Source organism: Streptomyces sp. NK15101 (assembly GCF_020400725.1).
Taxonomy (GTDB): Bacteria; Actinomycetota; Actinomycetes; order Streptomycetales; family Streptomycetaceae; genus Streptomyces.
This window is the reverse complement of record NZ_JAINVG010000020.1, coordinates 34,842-49,784: the sequence shown is the minus strand read 5'-3', so window position 1 is coordinate 49,784 and position 14,943 is coordinate 34,842. Positions and strand designations below refer to the sequence as shown.

12 protein-coding genes are annotated in these 14,943 nt (G+C 72.2%); 5 read left to right on the top strand and 7 right to left on the bottom strand.

All coding sequences use genetic code 11. From position 1 onward, the window contains the following. Positions 1–6 precede the first annotated feature (6 nt). Both K7G60_RS13860 and K7G60_RS13855 read right to left on the bottom strand, forming a co-directional pair. Positions 7–264 (bottom strand): hypothetical protein, encoded by a 258-nt coding sequence (locus tag K7G60_RS13860; RefSeq protein ID WP_225801182.1) that lies wholly within the window; start codon positions 262–264, stop codon positions 7–9. A 119-nt stretch (positions 265–383) separates the two neighbouring features. Further along, the gene (locus tag K7G60_RS13855) at positions 384–602 is read right to left on the bottom strand and encodes a hypothetical protein (RefSeq protein WP_225801181.1); all 219 of its coding nucleotides are present in this window, start codon (positions 600–602) and stop codon (positions 384–386) included. A gap of 95 nt (positions 603–697) precedes the next feature. Here K7G60_RS13855 and K7G60_RS13850 point away from each other — a divergent pair, with 95 nt between their 5' ends. Both K7G60_RS13850 and K7G60_RS13845 read left to right on the top strand, forming a co-directional pair. Then, entirely contained in the window at positions 698–997 is a 300-nt protein-coding gene (locus K7G60_RS13850) for an NAD(P)H-binding protein (protein WP_225801180.1), read from the top strand. A 91-nt stretch (positions 998–1,088) separates the two neighbouring features. After that, positions 1,089–1,952 (top strand): Cof-type HAD-IIB family hydrolase, encoded by an 864-nt coding sequence (locus K7G60_RS13845; RefSeq protein WP_225801179.1) that lies wholly within the window; start codon positions 1,089–1,091, stop codon positions 1,950–1,952. A 19-nt stretch (positions 1,953–1,971) separates the two neighbouring features. On the opposite strand, the gene K7G60_RS13840 is transcribed toward K7G60_RS13845, so the two are convergent. The 4 genes from K7G60_RS13840 to K7G60_RS13825 form a co-directional block, all read right to left on the bottom strand. Beyond that, positions 1,972–3,684, bottom strand: a complete 1,713-nt coding sequence (locus K7G60_RS13840; RefSeq protein ID WP_225801178.1) for a GAF domain-containing sensor histidine kinase — start codon at positions 3,682–3,684, stop codon at positions 1,972–1,974. Between the two features lie 20 nt (positions 3,685–3,704). Continuing rightward, entirely contained in the window at positions 3,705–7,304 is a 3,600-nt protein-coding gene (gene cydD / locus K7G60_RS13835; RefSeq protein ID WP_263985867.1) for a thiol reductant ABC exporter subunit CydD, read from the bottom strand. 62 nt (positions 7,305–7,366) lie between these two features. Further along, on the bottom strand, positions 7,367–8,368 hold the full coding sequence (gene cydB, locus K7G60_RS13830) for a cytochrome d ubiquinol oxidase subunit II (protein ID WP_225801176.1): 1,002 nt from the start codon (positions 8,366–8,368) through the stop codon (positions 7,367–7,369). Positions 8,369–8,386: 18 nt separating this feature from the next. Beyond that, complete coding sequence (locus K7G60_RS13825; protein ID WP_225801175.1) at positions 8,387–9,895, bottom strand: cytochrome ubiquinol oxidase subunit I; 1,509 nt, start codon at positions 9,893–9,895, stop codon at positions 8,387–8,389. 199 nt (positions 9,896–10,094) lie between these two features. On the opposite strand from K7G60_RS13825, the gene K7G60_RS13820 reads away from it, so the two are divergent. Beyond that, positions 10,095–10,475, top strand: coding sequence for a cyclophilin-like fold protein (locus K7G60_RS13820; protein ID WP_225801174.1), 381 nt, complete (start codon positions 10,095–10,097; stop codon positions 10,473–10,475). On the opposite strand, the gene hisC is transcribed toward K7G60_RS13820, so the two are convergent. Further along, the gene (gene hisC / locus K7G60_RS13815) at positions 10,476–11,573 is read right to left on the bottom strand and encodes a histidinol-phosphate transaminase (protein ID WP_225801173.1); all 1,098 of its coding nucleotides are present in this window, start codon (positions 11,571–11,573) and stop codon (positions 10,476–10,478) included. It abuts the gene before it with no gap. A 391-nt stretch (positions 11,574–11,964) separates the two neighbouring features. On the opposite strand from hisC, the gene K7G60_RS13810 reads away from it, so the two are divergent. Further along, the gene (locus K7G60_RS13810; protein WP_225801172.1) at positions 11,965–13,071 is read left to right on the top strand and encodes a LacI family DNA-binding transcriptional regulator; all 1,107 of its coding nucleotides are present in this window, start codon (positions 11,965–11,967) and stop codon (positions 13,069–13,071) included. Between the two features lie 285 nt (positions 13,072–13,356). Then, positions 13,357–14,853 (top strand): metallophosphoesterase, encoded by a 1,497-nt coding sequence (locus K7G60_RS13805; RefSeq protein WP_225801171.1) that lies wholly within the window; start codon positions 13,357–13,359, stop codon positions 14,851–14,853. The last annotated feature ends 90 nt before the right edge of the window (positions 14,854–14,943 follow it).

The following is a 14,943-nucleotide window of genomic DNA, read 5'->3' as shown; positions in this document are numbered from 1 at the left end:
CCTCGCTCAGCCCGGGCACTTCGGCAGACGGCGGTAGCCCGGGTGCACGCCGGGGGCGAGGCCCTGCTGCTCGGCGATCCGCCCGAGGAGCTCCGTCAGCCGGGTCCCGTCCTCCTCGCCGAGCGCCGCGAACAGGTCGTCCTCGTGCAGCGAGGCGACCTCGCGGACGCTTCCCAGCACGCGGCGCCCGTCCTCGGAGACGTACAGCTCGTGGTGGCGGCGGTCCTCGGCGCGGGGGCCGCCGGCACCCGGCTGGTCAGCCATGCGGAGACCGAGCTCAACCTCCTCGCCCTGCGGGATCTCGCCGGGCGCGGCGGACCCTCCGGTCCGGACCGCTGGATCTGGCTCACCCCGAGCGCCGTGGACCAGGAACGGGCCGACGCCTACCCGCACTGCCGGCTCGCCGGGATCGCTGGTCCGGCGAGGACGTCGACGGCGTCGCCGAATTCCTCCTCGGGCGCCCGGGACTCACGGTCGACACCCGGCGGGCCACCGCCGGCCTGCACCTCGACGACGGCATCCACCTCAGCCTCGACGGGCAGCGGGCCGTCGCCGCCGCCCTCGTCGACGCGCTGGCACAGCGGGCGGGGCGGCGGCGTCATGAAACTCATGATCTTCGGCGCCACCGGCGGTACGGGCGCACAGCTCCTGGCCCAGGCCCTCGACGCCGGCCACCGGCCTGGAGACCACCCCGGAGGTGCCGCTGCCGCAGCGGCTCGTCACCCGGTACGTGATCCAGCGGCTCTATCGGCACGGCTACGCCGACATGGCACGGATGGAGGGCTTCGTACGGCCTCCCGCCGCGGACGGCACCGCGTGGACGGTGGTCCGGCGCCCGATGCCGGCCGACGGCCCGCCGACCCGCACCTACCGGACCGCGGAGAACGCCCCGCCGACACGGCCGAAGTCCTTATCCCGCGCCGATCTCGCGCACTACCTGCTCACCCACGTCGACGACCGCCGCGCCCACCGGGCCGTCGTGGAGATCGCGTACTGAGAACCCCGCAGGAGAGCGCCCCGGCCAAGTAGCAAGGCTCATATGTGCGGCTCCTCGCACGCCCGTGCGTCCCATACGGAAGAATGGTGCGGTGACCTCTCCCCGTTCCCCCCGCCCTTCCGCCCCGGTTGCCCGGCTGATCGCCACCGACCTCGACGGCACCCTGCTGCGTGACGACAAGTCCGTCTCCGAGCGCACGGTCGCCGCCCTCGCGGCGGCCGAGCAGGCCGGGATCGAGGTCTTCTTCGTCACCGGCCGCCCGGCCCGCTGGATGGACGTCGTCAGCGACCACGTCCACGGACACGGCCTGGCGATCTGCGCCAACGGCGCCGCCGTCGTCGACCTCCACGCGGGAGGCGCCTTCCTGGAGGTGCGCCCGCTGGAGCGGCCGGTCGCGCTCGACGTGGTCCGCGCCCTGCGCGCCGCCGCGCCGGGGACCTCCTTCGCCGTCGAGCTCACCACCGGCATCCACTACGAGCCGCAGTACCCGCCCTTCTTCCTCGACCCCGGCGCCACCGTCGCCACCGCCGAGAAGCTCCTCTTCGAGGAGGAGCCCGGCTCGGCCGCCCCGGTGCTCAAGCTGCTGGCCCAGCACTCCGAGCTCGACCCGGACGTGTTCCTCGCACTCGCGCGGGAGGCCGCGGGCGACCGGGCCGCCTTCACCCGCTCCAGCCCGACCGCCCTCATCGAGATCAGCGCGCTCGGCGTCTCCAAGGCCTCCACCCTGGCCCTGTGCTGCGCCGAGCGCGGCATCGCGGCCGAGGAGGTCGTCGCCTTCGGCGACATGCCGAACGACATCGAGATGCTGAGCTGGGCCGGCCGCTCGTACGCCATGGGCAACGCCCACCCGGACGTCGTCACCGCCGCCTCGGGCCGCACGGTCGGCAACAACGACGACGGCGTGGCCGTCGTCATCGAACAGCTCGTCGCCGACGCCCTGGCCTCCCGGCCCTAGGGGCCCGGAGGTCGGGGGCCTACAGCGGGGCCTCCCACACCACCGTCGTCCCGCCGCCGTCCTCGCCCAGGCCCGGGCCGCACCAGCTCGCGCCGCCCAGCGACTCGGCCCGGCGCGCCAGATTGCGCAGGCCGCTGCGCCGCCCGCCCTCCGGGATGCCGATGCCGTCGTCGGCGACCGAGAGCCGTACCCCGCCGGAGCCGTCGGGCAGGGTGATCCCGGCGTCGACGACGACCTCGATGCGGCTCGCCTCCGCGTGCCGGAAAGCGTTGGAGAGCGCCTCGCGCAGGGCGGCGATGAGGTTCTTGCCGGTGAGCTCTCCGACCCTCGAGTCGATCGCGCCGAGGAAGCGGTGCGCGGGCTTGAAGCCGAGCGGCACGGCCGCCATGTTGATCTCCCGCAGGACGCGGGTGCGCAGCCCCGACGGGGCCTCGGCGGGGCCCTGCTGGAGCGCGAAGATCGCCGTGCGGATCTCCTGGATGGTCACGTCCAGCTCGTCCACGGCCTTGCCCACGCCCTCGCGCACGGCCGGCACGACCGACCTCCGCTGGGCACTCTCCAGCATCATGCCGGTGGCGAAGAGCCGCTGGATGACCAGGTCGTGCAGGTCGCGGGCGATCCGGTCGCGGTCCTCGAAGACGGCGAGGCGCTCCCGGTCGCGCTGCGCGTCGGCCATCATCAGGGCGAGGGCGGCCTGGGAGGCGAACTGGGTCGCGAGCGTCCGCTCGGCCTCCGTGAACTGCCGGGCGCCGTGCACCCGGGGCGTGGCGAGCGCGCCGAGGACCCGTCCGCCGCTCTGCAGCGGCAGCATCATGCTCGGTCCGTACGAGGACGTCAGCCGGCTGATCATGCGCGGATCGGTCGAGGCGTCGGCCACGAAGACGGCCTCGCCCGCCAGGAGCTCCTTCACGACGGCGCTCTCGGACGGGATCACCATGCCCAGCGACTTCGTGGGCCGGGGCGAGGAGACGGCGACGATCTCCAGGCCGCCTTCCTCGGCGGGCAGCATCACGATCCCGGCGTCCGCGGCGGCGAGCCGACGGGCCTGTTCGGCGACGACCGTGAGGGCGTCGTCCGCGTCGCCGCCGGAGAGCAGGGCGGTGGTGACGGCGACCGAGCCGTCGATCCACCGTTCGCGCTGCCGGGCCGCCTCGTACAGACGGGCGTTGCCGATCGCGATGCCGGCCTCGGTGGCGAGGACCCGGACCATGTGCACGTCGTAGTCGTTGAACTCGCCGCCGCCGCGCTTCTCCGCCAGGTAGAGGTTGCCGAAGATCTCCCCCTGGACCCGGATGGGGACGCCGAGGAAGCTCCGCATCGGCGGGTGTCCGGGCGGGAAGCCCGCCGCGCGCGGATCGGCGGACAGATCGGCGAGGCGGATGGTCTGCGGGTCGCGGATCAGCGCGCCGAGCAGCCCCGCGTGGCCGTCGGGACGGTGGCCGATCCGGCGGACCACGTCCTCGCCGACGCCGTGGGTGACGAAGTCGGACAGGCCCTCGCCCTCCTCGTCGACGACGCCGATCGCGGCGTACCGGGCGTCGGCGAGCTCGGCGGCGGTCTCGCAGATCCGGTCGAGGGTGGAGTGGAGTTCGAGCCCGGTGCCGACCGAGCGCATGGCCTCCAGGAGCTGCGGCACGCGGGCGGTGAGCTCCGTGGACAGCCCCTGGAGACTGCGGGTGGCCCGGGTGGCGGCTTCCAGGGGGTCCGGGGCGTCGGACGCGGCGGCGGTCATGGACTTGAGCCTAGTAAGTCCTATTTGGCGAGAAAAGTCGGCCGCTCCGCACCGGTCGCCGCCGATCCGGCGAGCAGATCGGTCTCCCGCTCCTGCTCCAGCATCCGGCGCAGCGGACCGTCCGCCGCGGCGAGCTCGGCGTACGGGCCGCGCTGCACGGTCCGGCCCCCGTCGAGGACCACCACCTCGTCGACGGCGTCGAGACCGTGCAACCGGTGGGTGATGAGGACGGTGGTGCGGCCCTCGGTGGCCCGGAGCAGGTCGTCGGTGAGCGCGTCGGCGGTGACCAGGTCCAGGTGCTCGGCGGGCTCGTCGAGGACGAGGACCGGGAAGTCGGCGAGGAGGGCCCGGGCGAGCGCGAGGCGCTGCCGCTGCCCTCCGGACAGCCGGGAGCCGTGCTCGCCCACGAGCGTGTCGAGCCCGGCGGGCAGTCCGTCGACCCAGTCGAGCAGCCGGGCCCGGCGCAGCGCCTCGCGCAGCTCCCCGTCGTCCGCGCCGACCTTGGCGAGCCGCAGGTTCTCGCGGACGGAGCTGTCGAAGAGATGGGCGTCCTGGGCGCAGAGTCCGACGAACCGCCGCACCGCGTCGCCGTCGAGTTCCGTGGCCGGTACGCCGCCGATCCGGTACGTGCCGTGCTCCACGTCCAGGAACCGCAGCAGCACCTGGGCGAGCGTGGTCTTGCCGGAGCCGGATGCGCCGACGACCGCGACCCGGCGGCCCGCCTCCAGGGTGAGACCGAACCCGTCGAGGGCGAGCCGCTCCTGGCCGCCGTGCCGGGCCGAGAGGCCGGCCAGCTCCAGCGGGAACGGGCTCGCCGGGGGAGCGGCGGGCGTCCGCGGTTCGTGGACGGGGACGGGGGCGTCGAGCACCTCGAAGACCCGCTCGGCGCTGCGCCTGATCCGCTGCCGGTACTGGACGGCGAGCGGCAGGCCGGTGACGGCCTCGAAGGCGGCGAGCGGCGTCAGGACGATCACGGCGAGGGCCACCCCGTCGAGCCGCCCGTCCCGCACGGCCTGGACGCCGACGAGCGCGGCGGCCGCGACCGTCAGGCCGCAGACCAGCGCCGAGAGGCCGGCGCCGAGCGCGGTGGCGGCGGCCTGCCGGGAGGCGATGGAGGTGAGGGCGCGGTCGGCGTCCCGCGCCCGCTCGATCCGGCCCCGGAGCGCACCGGCGACGGTCAGTTCGGCGCAGCCGCGCAGCAGGTCGGCCACGGCGGTCGCCAGGGTGCCGCGCGCGGGGGCGAGCCGCCGCTCGGCCCGGCGGGCGAGGACCCCGCCGGCCGCCGGCACGACGGCTCCGGCGATCAGCAGGCCCACGGCGAGGACGGCACCGGCCTCGGGCAGCAGCCAGGCGGTGAACCCGGCGGAGGCGGCGCCCACGAGGAACGCGGCGCCGACCGGGAGCAGCCAGCGCAGCCAGTAGTCCTGGAGCGCGTCGACGTCCTGGACGAGCCGCGCGAGGAGGTCACCGCGCCGGGCGCGGCTCAGCCCTGCCGGGGCGATCCGCTCCAGACGCCGGTAGACGGAGACCCGCAGGTCGGCGAGCATCCGCAGGACGGCGTCGTGCGAGACGAGCCGCTCGGCGTACCGGAAGACGGCCCGGCCGATGCCGAAGGCGCGCGTGGCGGTGACGGCCACCATCAGATGGAGCACGGGCGGCTGCTCGGAGGCCCGCGAGATGAGCCAGCCGGACACGGCCATGAGCCCCACGGCCGACCCGAGCGCCAGGCTCCCGAGCAGCAGGGCGAGCACCATGCGCCCCTTGAGCGCCCCGGCCATGCCGCGCACACGCGCCGACCACGACCCACCGGTTGTGGGCGTCCGTTCCGGACCTGTGGTGGGCAGGCGTTCCGCCAGGGGCGATGGGGGTCCCCCCTGCTCGAGCGGAGCCGGGAGTTCGGGGGAGGGCGGGCGCAACACCCCGACGGCGCCGTCGCCTTCCCCCGCACCCGCGCCCCCGGGGCCCGTACCCGACAGGGCACGGTCAAGGCTCACCACCCGGTCCGCCACCGCGAGCAGCGCCGGCCGGTGCACGACCAGCAGCACCGTCCGCCCCGCGGCGAGACGACGGACCGCCTCCACGATCCCCGCCTCCGTCGCACCGTCCAGCGCCGCCGTCGGTTCGTCGAGCAGCAGCAGGGGCCGGTCCGCCAGGAACGCCCGGGCGAGCGCGAGCCGCTGCCGCTGCCCCGCCGAAAGCCCCGCGCCGTCCTCACCGAGCGGGGTGTCGAGCCCCTGCGGCAGCCCCTCGACGAACCCGTCCGCCCCGGCGTCCCGCAGGGCGTCCCGTACCGCCTCGTCGGAGGCGTCCGGGCGGGCCAGCCGTACGTTCTCGGCGACCGTCCCCGCGAAGAGGTACGGACGCTGCGGGACCCAGGCGATCCGGGACCGCCACTCCTCCAGGTCGAGCGTCGCCAGGTCGGCGCCCCCGACCCGTACGGAACCGCCCTCCTCGGGCACCGCGAACCCCAGGACGACGTCGAGCAGCGTCGACTTGCCGGCCCCGCTCGGCCCGACCAGGGCCACCGTCTCGCCCGGCTCGACCGTCAGCGTCGCCGCGTCGAGCGAGGGCTCGGCGCGCCCCGCGTGACGGACGGTCACGCCGTCGAGCTCGAGGCGTACGGACTCCGGGGCGGCCGCCGTGCCACCGTCCCGTACCGGCTGCTCCAGGACGTCGAAGATCTCCTCCGCCGCCGCGAGTCCCTCCGCCGCCGCGTGGTACTGCGCACCCACCTGCCGCAGCGGAAGGTACGCCTCGGGCGCCAGGATCAGGATGACGAGCCCGGTGTACAGATCGAGCTCACCGTGGACGAGCCGCATGCCGATGGTCACGGCGACGAGCGCGACCGACAGGGTCGCCAGGAGTTCCAGGGCGAAGGAGGAGAGGAAGGCGATCCGCAGCGTGCGCATCGTCGCCCGGCGGTACTCCGAGGTGATCGCGCGGATCGACTCGGCCTGGGCCTTCGCCCGGCCGAAGATCTTGAGGGTGGGGAGGCCGGCCACCACGTCCAGGAAGTGGCCGGAGAGCCGCGAGAGCAGCTTCCACTGCCGATCCATCCGGGCCTGGGTGTACCAGCCGATGAGGATCATGAAGACCGGGATGAGCGGCAGCGTGACCACGATGATCGCCGCCGAGACCCAGTCCTCGGTGACGATCCGGGCCAGGACCGCCACCGGCACGACGACCGCGAGACCCAGCTGCGGCAGATAGCGGGCGAAGTAGTCGTCGAGGGCGTCCACGCCCCGCGTGGCGAGGGCGATCAGCGAACCGGCCTTCTGACCGCTCAGCCACCCCGGGCCGAGTGCGGCCGCGCGGCCGAGGAGCCGGCCGCGCAGTTCGGACTTGACCGCCGCGCTCGCCCGGTGGGCGGCGAGCTCGGTCAGCCAGGAGACCAGGCCCCGTGCCACCGCCACTCCGGCGAGCAGCAGCAGGGAGGTGGTCAGGTCGGCGACCGACCGGTCCTGCTGGAAGGCCCCCACCACGATCTCGGCGATGAGCATCGCCTGGGCGATGACCAGCGCCGCTCCGACGAGGCCGAGCACGACCACCGCGATCAGGAAGAGACGGGTGGCCCTGGCGTACCGGAGCAGGCGCGGATCGATCGGTTTCACGTGAAACATGCCCCTCTGAAGAGCGTCGGCCGCCGAGCGCCGGTGGGTGGACGTCGGCGGCCGGGTGGCGACTAGTGAGCGTCGGCGATGTGCTGCGTACCGATGCGCTTACGGAACACCCAGTAGGTCCAGCCCTGGTAGAGCAGCACCAGCGGGGTCGCGATCGCCGCGCACCAGGTCATGATCTTGAGCGTGTACGGACTCGAGGACGCGTTCGTCACGGTAAGGCTCCACTCGGGGTCGAGTGAAGACGGCATGACGTTCGGGAAGAGCGCCAGGAAGAGCATCGCCACGGCGGCGGCGATCGTCACGCCCGAGAGCGCGAAGGACCAGCCCTCGCGCCCCGCCTTGATGGCGGCGACGGCGCCGACCAGCGCCACCACGGCGATCAGCATCGCCGCGAGGCTCCAGCCGTCCCCCGTGCGGACCTGGGTCCAGCTCAGGAAGCCCAGCGCGAGCACCGCCGTGACCAGGCCCAGCTTCAGCGCGAGCGCCCGCGCCCGGCCCCGGATGTCCCCGACCGTCTTGAGCGAGGCGAAGACCGCGCCGTGGAAGGTGAAGAGGGTGAGCGTGACCAGGCCGCCGAGGAGCGCGTACGGGTTGAGCAGGTCCCAGAGGGTGCCGGCGTACTCCATGTCTCCGTCGATCTTCACGCCCCGGACGATGTTGCCGAAGGCCACGCCCCAGAGGAACGCGGGGATCAGCGAGGTCCAGAAGATCGCCTGCTCCCAGTTGCGCTGCCAGTTCTCCTCGGGCCGCTTCACCCGGTACTCGAAGGCGACGCCCCGGATGATCAGGCAGACCAGGATGATCAGCAGCGGCAGGTAGAAGCCGGAGAACAGCGTCGCGTACCACTCGGGGAACGCGGCGAAGGTCGCGCCGCCGGCGGTGAGCAGCCACACCTCGTTGCCGTCCCAGACGGGTCCGATGGTGTTGATGAGGACCCGCTTCTCGGCCCGGTCGCGGGCGAGCAGCTTGGTCAGGACTCCGATCCCGAAGTCGAAGCCTTCGAGGAAGAAGTAGCCGGTCCAGAGGACGGCGATGAGTACGAACCAGACGTCGTGGAGTTCCATGCCTCGATCTCCTCAGCCTCAGTACGAGAAGGCCATGGGCCGGTCGGGGTCGCGGGAGTCCCCGCCGATCCTGGTGGGCGGGTTGAGGTCGTCCTCGGTGAGCTCCGGCGGGCCCGCCTTGACGTACTTGACGAGGAGCTTGACCTCGATGACGGCGAGAATCGCGTAGAGGGCGGTGAAGACGATCATCGAGGTGAGGACCTCGCCCTGGGAGACGCCGGGGGAGACCGCGTCACGGGTGCGCAGCACGCCGTAGACGACCCAGGGCTGGCGGCCCATCTCGGTGAAGATCCAGCCCCAGGAGTTGGCGATCAGCGGGAACGCCATCGTCCAGAGGGCGATGATCCAGTACCACTTGCCCAGGCGGGGGCTGAGCGCCTTCCGCTTGAACAGGACCAGGTTCGGCACTTCGTCCTCACCGGTCCGCAGCCCCGGTGACAGCATGAACTTCTTCCGGGTCAGCCAGAGGCCGAGCATGCCGATGCCCAGCGAGGCCATGCCGAAGCCGATCATCCAGCGGAAGCCCCAGTAGGCGACGGGGATGTTGGGCCGGTAGTCGCCGGGACCGAACTTCTCCTGCTCGGCCTTGTTCACGTCGTTGATGCCCGGGACGTACGAGTCGAAGTCGTCGTTCGCGAGGAAGGACAGCAGGCCCGGCACCTCTATGGCGACCGTGTTGTGGCCCTTCTCGACGTCGCCGTAGGCGAAGATCGAGAAGGGTGCGGGCGCCTCGCCGTCCCAGAGCGCCTCGGCGGCGGCCATCTTCATCGGCTGCTGCTTGAACATGACCTTGCCGAGCAGGTCGCCGCTGATCGCGGTGCCGAGACCGGCGATGATCAGCGTGATCAGGCCGAGCCGCAGCGAGGCCCGCATGATCGGAATGTGCTTCCTGCGCGCCAGGTGGAACGCGGAGATGCCCACCATGAACGCACCGCCGACCAGGAACGCCGCCGTCATCGTGTGGAAGAACTGGGTGAGCGCGGTGTTCTGGGTGAGCACCTGCCAGAAGTCGGTGAGCTCCGCCCGGCCGCGCTCCTTGTCGATGCGGTAGCCCACGGGGTGCTGCATCCAGGAGTTGGCCGCCAGGATGAAGTACGCGGAGAGGATCGTGCCGATCGACACCATCCAGATGCAGGCGAGGTGGATCTTCTTCGGCAGCTTGTCCCAGCCGAAGATCCACAGACCGATGAAGGTCGACTCGAAGAAGAAGGCGATGAGCGCCTCGAAGGCCAGCGGGGCACCGAAGATGTCGCCGACGAAGCGGGAGTAGTCGGACCAGTTCATGCCGAACTGGAACTCCTGCACGATTCCGGTGACCACACCCATGGCGATGTTGATCAGGAAGAGCTTGCCCCAGAACTTCGTCGCCCTGAGGTACTTCTCCTTGCCCGTGCGGACCCAGGCGGTCTGGATGCCGGCAGTGAGCGCGGCAAGCGAGATCGTCAGGGGTACGAACAGGAAGTGGTAGACGGTGGTGATGCCGAACTGCCAGCGCGCCAGAGTCTCCGGCGCCAAAGCTAGGTTCACGTCTTCTCCTTACTCGACGTGGTCACAGCGGGCAGTCTGCCTGGCGGGTTCCACCCAAACAGGGAGGAAGCAGGACACGCTTGTGAACGCGTTCACATTCACAAGCATTATTGCTTATACGAAATCCGTACCGTAAGGCGGGGGGCTGTACCGCGGGTCACACTTTCCGAGGCCTTCAACATATTGTTGAATCCGGTGCATGACTCTTCGGATACGCATCTCCTGGCCGGCCGGACACACCACGGCCACCCTCGAGGAAACCCCCACGAGCAAGGCGCTCGCGGGGGCTCTCCCGATCGTCTCCACCGCCCGGACGTGGGGCGAGGAGGTCTACTTCGACACTCCGGTCTCCGCCGCGATCGAGTCCGACGCCCAGCAGGTCGTCGAGCCCGGCACCGTGGCGTTCTGGACGGAGGGCGACGCGCTCGCCCTCCCCTACGGACCCACCCCGATCTCGCGGGGCGAGGAATGCCGGCTGGCGAGCCCCTGCAACCTGCTGGGCGCGCTCGACGGCGACCCACGGATCCTGGCCACCGTCAGGAACGGCGACCCGATCCGCGTGGAACTCGCCGGGAACTGATCAGAGGCCCTGGCGGAAGACTTCCGCCGCCTTCAGGAACAGGTCGTTGGCCTCGCACTCACCGATCGTGACGCGCACGCCCTCGCCCGCGAACGGCCGCACCACCACGCCGTGCCGCTCGCACTCCGCCGCGAACTCCAGGGTCCGCTCGCCGAGCCGCAGCCAGACGAAGTTGGCCTGGGTGTCCGGCACGGTCCACCCCTGGGCCACGAGCCCCGCGTGGACCCGCTCGCGCTCGGCCACCAGCGAGCCGACCCGCCCGAGCAGCTCGTCCTCGGCCCGCAGCGAGGCCACCGCCGCGTCCTGCGCCAGCTGGCTCACGCCGAACGGCACCGCCGTCTTGCGCAGCGCCGCCGCCACCGGCTCGTGGGCGACCGCGAAGCCGACCCGCAGCCCCGCCAGGCCGTACGCCTTGGAGAAGGTGCGCAGCACGGCGACGTTGGGCCGGTCCCGGTAGAGCTCGATGCCGTCCGGGATGTCGCTGTCGCGGACGAACTCCCGGTAGGCCTCGTCGAGCACGACGAGGATGTCGGAGGGCACCCGGTCCAGGAAGCGCTCCAGCTCCGCCCGGCGCACGGCGGTGCCCGTGGGGTTGTTGGGGTTGCAGACGAAGATCAGCCGGGTCCGGTCGGTGATCGCCTCGGCCATCGCGTCGAGGTCGTGCACCTCGCCCTCGGTCAGCGGCACCTGCACGGAGGTGGCCCCGCTGATCTGGGTGATGATCGGGTACGCCTCGAAGGAGCGCCAGGCGTAGATCACCTCGTCGCCCGGACCCGAGGTGGACTGGAGCAGCGACTGCGCGACGCCGACCGAGCCGGTGCCGGTGGCCAGGTGGGAGACGGGCACGCCGAAGCGGTTCGCCAGCTCCTCCGTCAGACCGGTGCAGGCCATGTCCGGGTAGCGGTTGAAGTTCGCGGCGGCGGCCAGCGTGCTCTCCATGACCCCCGGCAGCGGCGGGTAGGGGTTCTCGTTGGAGGACAGCTTGAAGGCCACGGGGCCGCCCGCGGCGGCCGGCTTGCCCGGCTTGTAGGTGGGGACGCCGTCCAGCTCGGCGCGCAGCCTGGGGCTGCCGGTGCTCGTCCCGCTGGTCTCGCTCACAGTGTGGCCTCCTCGACCGTCCGTACCGCCAATACTCCTCACCTTAAGAGGATTCGCGGCCGCTGCGAATGGGCTGTGGACAACAGGAGGGACACGCTGCGGACACGGCCCCGCTCGCGCCCCCCGAAGAAGGGGGCGCGCACCAGGGTGGCGTGCGCCGGTGGCGGGCGCCGTGGCGCGCATCCCCCGTAGAGGTGAGTTGAGACCTCTTCGAGACCTCACCCCCTCGCCAGGCCTACGCCGTTCGATAACCATGGATTGCACGCCAGGAACCCTAACTGCCTTTGATTTAGCGGCTTTTGAGGTTTTTCGATCATGCAGAAACGTGCCTGTCAACGTCTGCATATGCGACCGTCCCGACCGCCCCTCATCGCCCTACTATCGGCTCGCCATGACAGCAGCAGGGAAGCACCAGGTGAGCCGGGCACAGACCCGGGGAAGCCGGCAGGGCCGGGCAGGCATCCGGGACGTGGCCGCCGCCGCCGGGGTCTCCATCACGACTGTCTCCGACGCGCTCAACGGCAAGGGCCGACTCCCGGACGCCACCCGCCGCCACGTCCGCGAGGTCGCCGACAGGCTGGGCTACCGCCCATCCGCGGCGGCCCGCACGCTCCGTACCGGCAAGTCGGGACTCATCGGCCTGACCGTGACCACGTACGGGGATGAACCTTTCACCTTCACCGAATTCGCGTACTTCGCGGAGATGGCCAGAGCAGCCACATCGGCGGCACTCGCCCGGGGCTACGCCCTGGTCATCCTCCCCGCCACCTCCCGCCATGACGTCTGGTCGAACGTCGCCCTCGACGGCACCGTCGTCATCGACCCCTCCGACCACGACCCGGTCGTCACCGAACTGGTCCGCCAGGGCCTGCCCGTCGTCTCCGACGGACGCCCCGCCGGCACCCTCCCGGTCACCGCCTGGGTCGACAACGACCACGAAGCCGCCGTCCTCGACCTGCTCGACCACCTCGCCGACGCCGGCGCCCGCCGGATCGGCCTCCTCACCGGAACCACCACCGACACGTACACCCGCCTGTCCACCACCGCGTACCTCAACTGGTGCGCACGGGTGGGCCAGGACCCCGTCTACGAGGCCTATCCGGCGCACGACCCGTGCGCGGGCGCCGTCGCGGCCGACCGGCTGCTCGCCCGCCCGGACCGGCCCGACGCCGTGTACGGCCTCTTCGACCCCAACGGGACCGACCTCCTCGCGGCCGCCCGCCGCTACGGACTGCGCGTCCCGGACGACCTGCTGCTGGTCTGCTGCAGCGAGTCGACCGTCTACGCCACCACCGAACCGCCCATCACGACGCTCTCGCTCAAGCCGCGCCGGATCGGCACGGCCGTCGTCCAGCTCCTCATCGACGCCATCGAGGGGATCGAGACCGACGGCCCGGTCGAACAGGTGATACCGACCGAACTCATCGTCCGCACCTCCTCGCAGCGGCGCTCGCCGCGCACCACGGTCAGCCCACCGCGCTCACCGGCCAAGGACTGACTCCACGGGCGGCGGCGCCCGAACCCGCCGTCACCCGAACCGCCGTCCCCGCCCCTGCCCGTGGGCAGGGGCGGGGAAACCGGTCCCCACACCGGCCCCACCCCTGGACTAGACCTTCACAATTCGGGCGAAACGACCGGTGAACCCGGAGTGAACCCGGATTCACCACCCTGGTGCGTCACACGGAAGGGCCCTCATTCCTATGATGGGCGGACGACACCGCGGACCACCCCGACCAGGCCGGTCCGCGATGTGCAGGGCATCGCGACGGTGGTGGAGGGGTCGATGACTCAGGGGGCCGGTCAGGAGCCCGTGGTGCGCACGGCGACATTGCGTGACTTCCGCGTACCGCCGTACGCCCGCGTGCCCGTGCAGGGCCATGCCGCCGAACCGCCCTCCCCGGAGAAGCCGCCGGTGACCCCGGCGGTCGAGCCGTCACCCGTCGAACGCCTGACTCCCCCTCCATATCCGGCACCCGTCGAACCCCCGGCATCCGCCGACCGCCTCCCCCCGATCGCCCCCTCTCCGGTCGAGGCCGTCCCGGTGCCGACCCCGCCGTCCGAGGCCCTCCCTGCCGAGGCGCCCGCGACCGAGGCGTCCCCGGCGGCGCCCGCCACCGCCCCGCCGGCACCGGCGCCCGCGCCCGCCGCCACGGCCGACACGCCGCAGGCTCCCGCGCCGCCGGTGACCCCGCCCGCCGCGCCGCAGGCCCCCGCGCCCATGCCCGCCGATCCGACCCTCCACCTGGGGCGCCGGCTCGCCCCGGCGTACGCCGCACCGGCCGGCTCGTCCATCGTCTCCGTCGCCACCGGCCACCCGGGCAACGCCTTCCCCGAGGGCGAGCCGCCCGAGGGATACACCCCGACCGAGCGCGACCTCCCGGTCATCAACCGCGGCGACACCGTCCAGGTCACCGTCACCCCCGAACCGGCCCCCGCCCCGGAGCCCGCGAACGGCGACGGCCCCGGTCCCCTCTACGTCGTCGGCGACGTCCACGGCTACCTCGACGAACTCCTCGCCGCCCTGCGCGCCCAGGGCCTCATCGACGAGAACGGCGGCTGGGCCGCGGGCAACGCCCGGCTCTGGTTCCTCGGCGACTTCACCGACCGCGGCCCCGACGGCATCGGCGTCATCGACCTCGTCATGCGCCTCTCCGCCGAGGCCGCCGCCGCAGGCGGCTACTGCAAGGCACTCATGGGCAACCACGAGCTGCTGCTGATCGGCGCCAAACGCTTCGGCGACACCCCCGTCAACTCCGGCGCGGGCACCGCCACCTTCCAGGCCGCCTGGCTGCTCAACGGCGGCCAGAAGCACGACATGGACCGGCTCCAGGACGTCCACCTCCAGTGGATGTCCCGGCTCGACGCCGTGGTCCGCGAGGACGACCACCTCCTCGTGCACTCCGACACCACCGCGTACCTCGAATACGGCCAGACCATCGAGGACGTCAACGACACGGTCCACGAGATCCTCAACCGGAACGACGCCGACGAGGTCTGGGACCTCTTCCGGAAGTTCACCAAGCGCTTCGCGTTCCGCGACGACGGCGGCCCGCAGGCCGTCCAGGAGCTGCTCTCCACCTACGGCGGCCGCCGGATCGTGCACGGCCACAGCCCCATCCCGTACCTCCTGGGCCAGGTCGGCACCGAGGACGGCGAGGACGGCTCGGGCCCGGTCGTCGACGGACCGCACGTGTACGCCGACGGTCTCGCGATCGCCATGGACGGTGGAGTGACCATGGCCGGAAAGCTACTGGTCGTCCAACTCCCCCTGAACGGCTGACGCATAACGCTGCGCATCCGGGGAAGTCGATTTCCGGAAACACCCTGTCAGGCCGTGGCGTCGCCGCAATACCATCGGGTCATCCGTAGC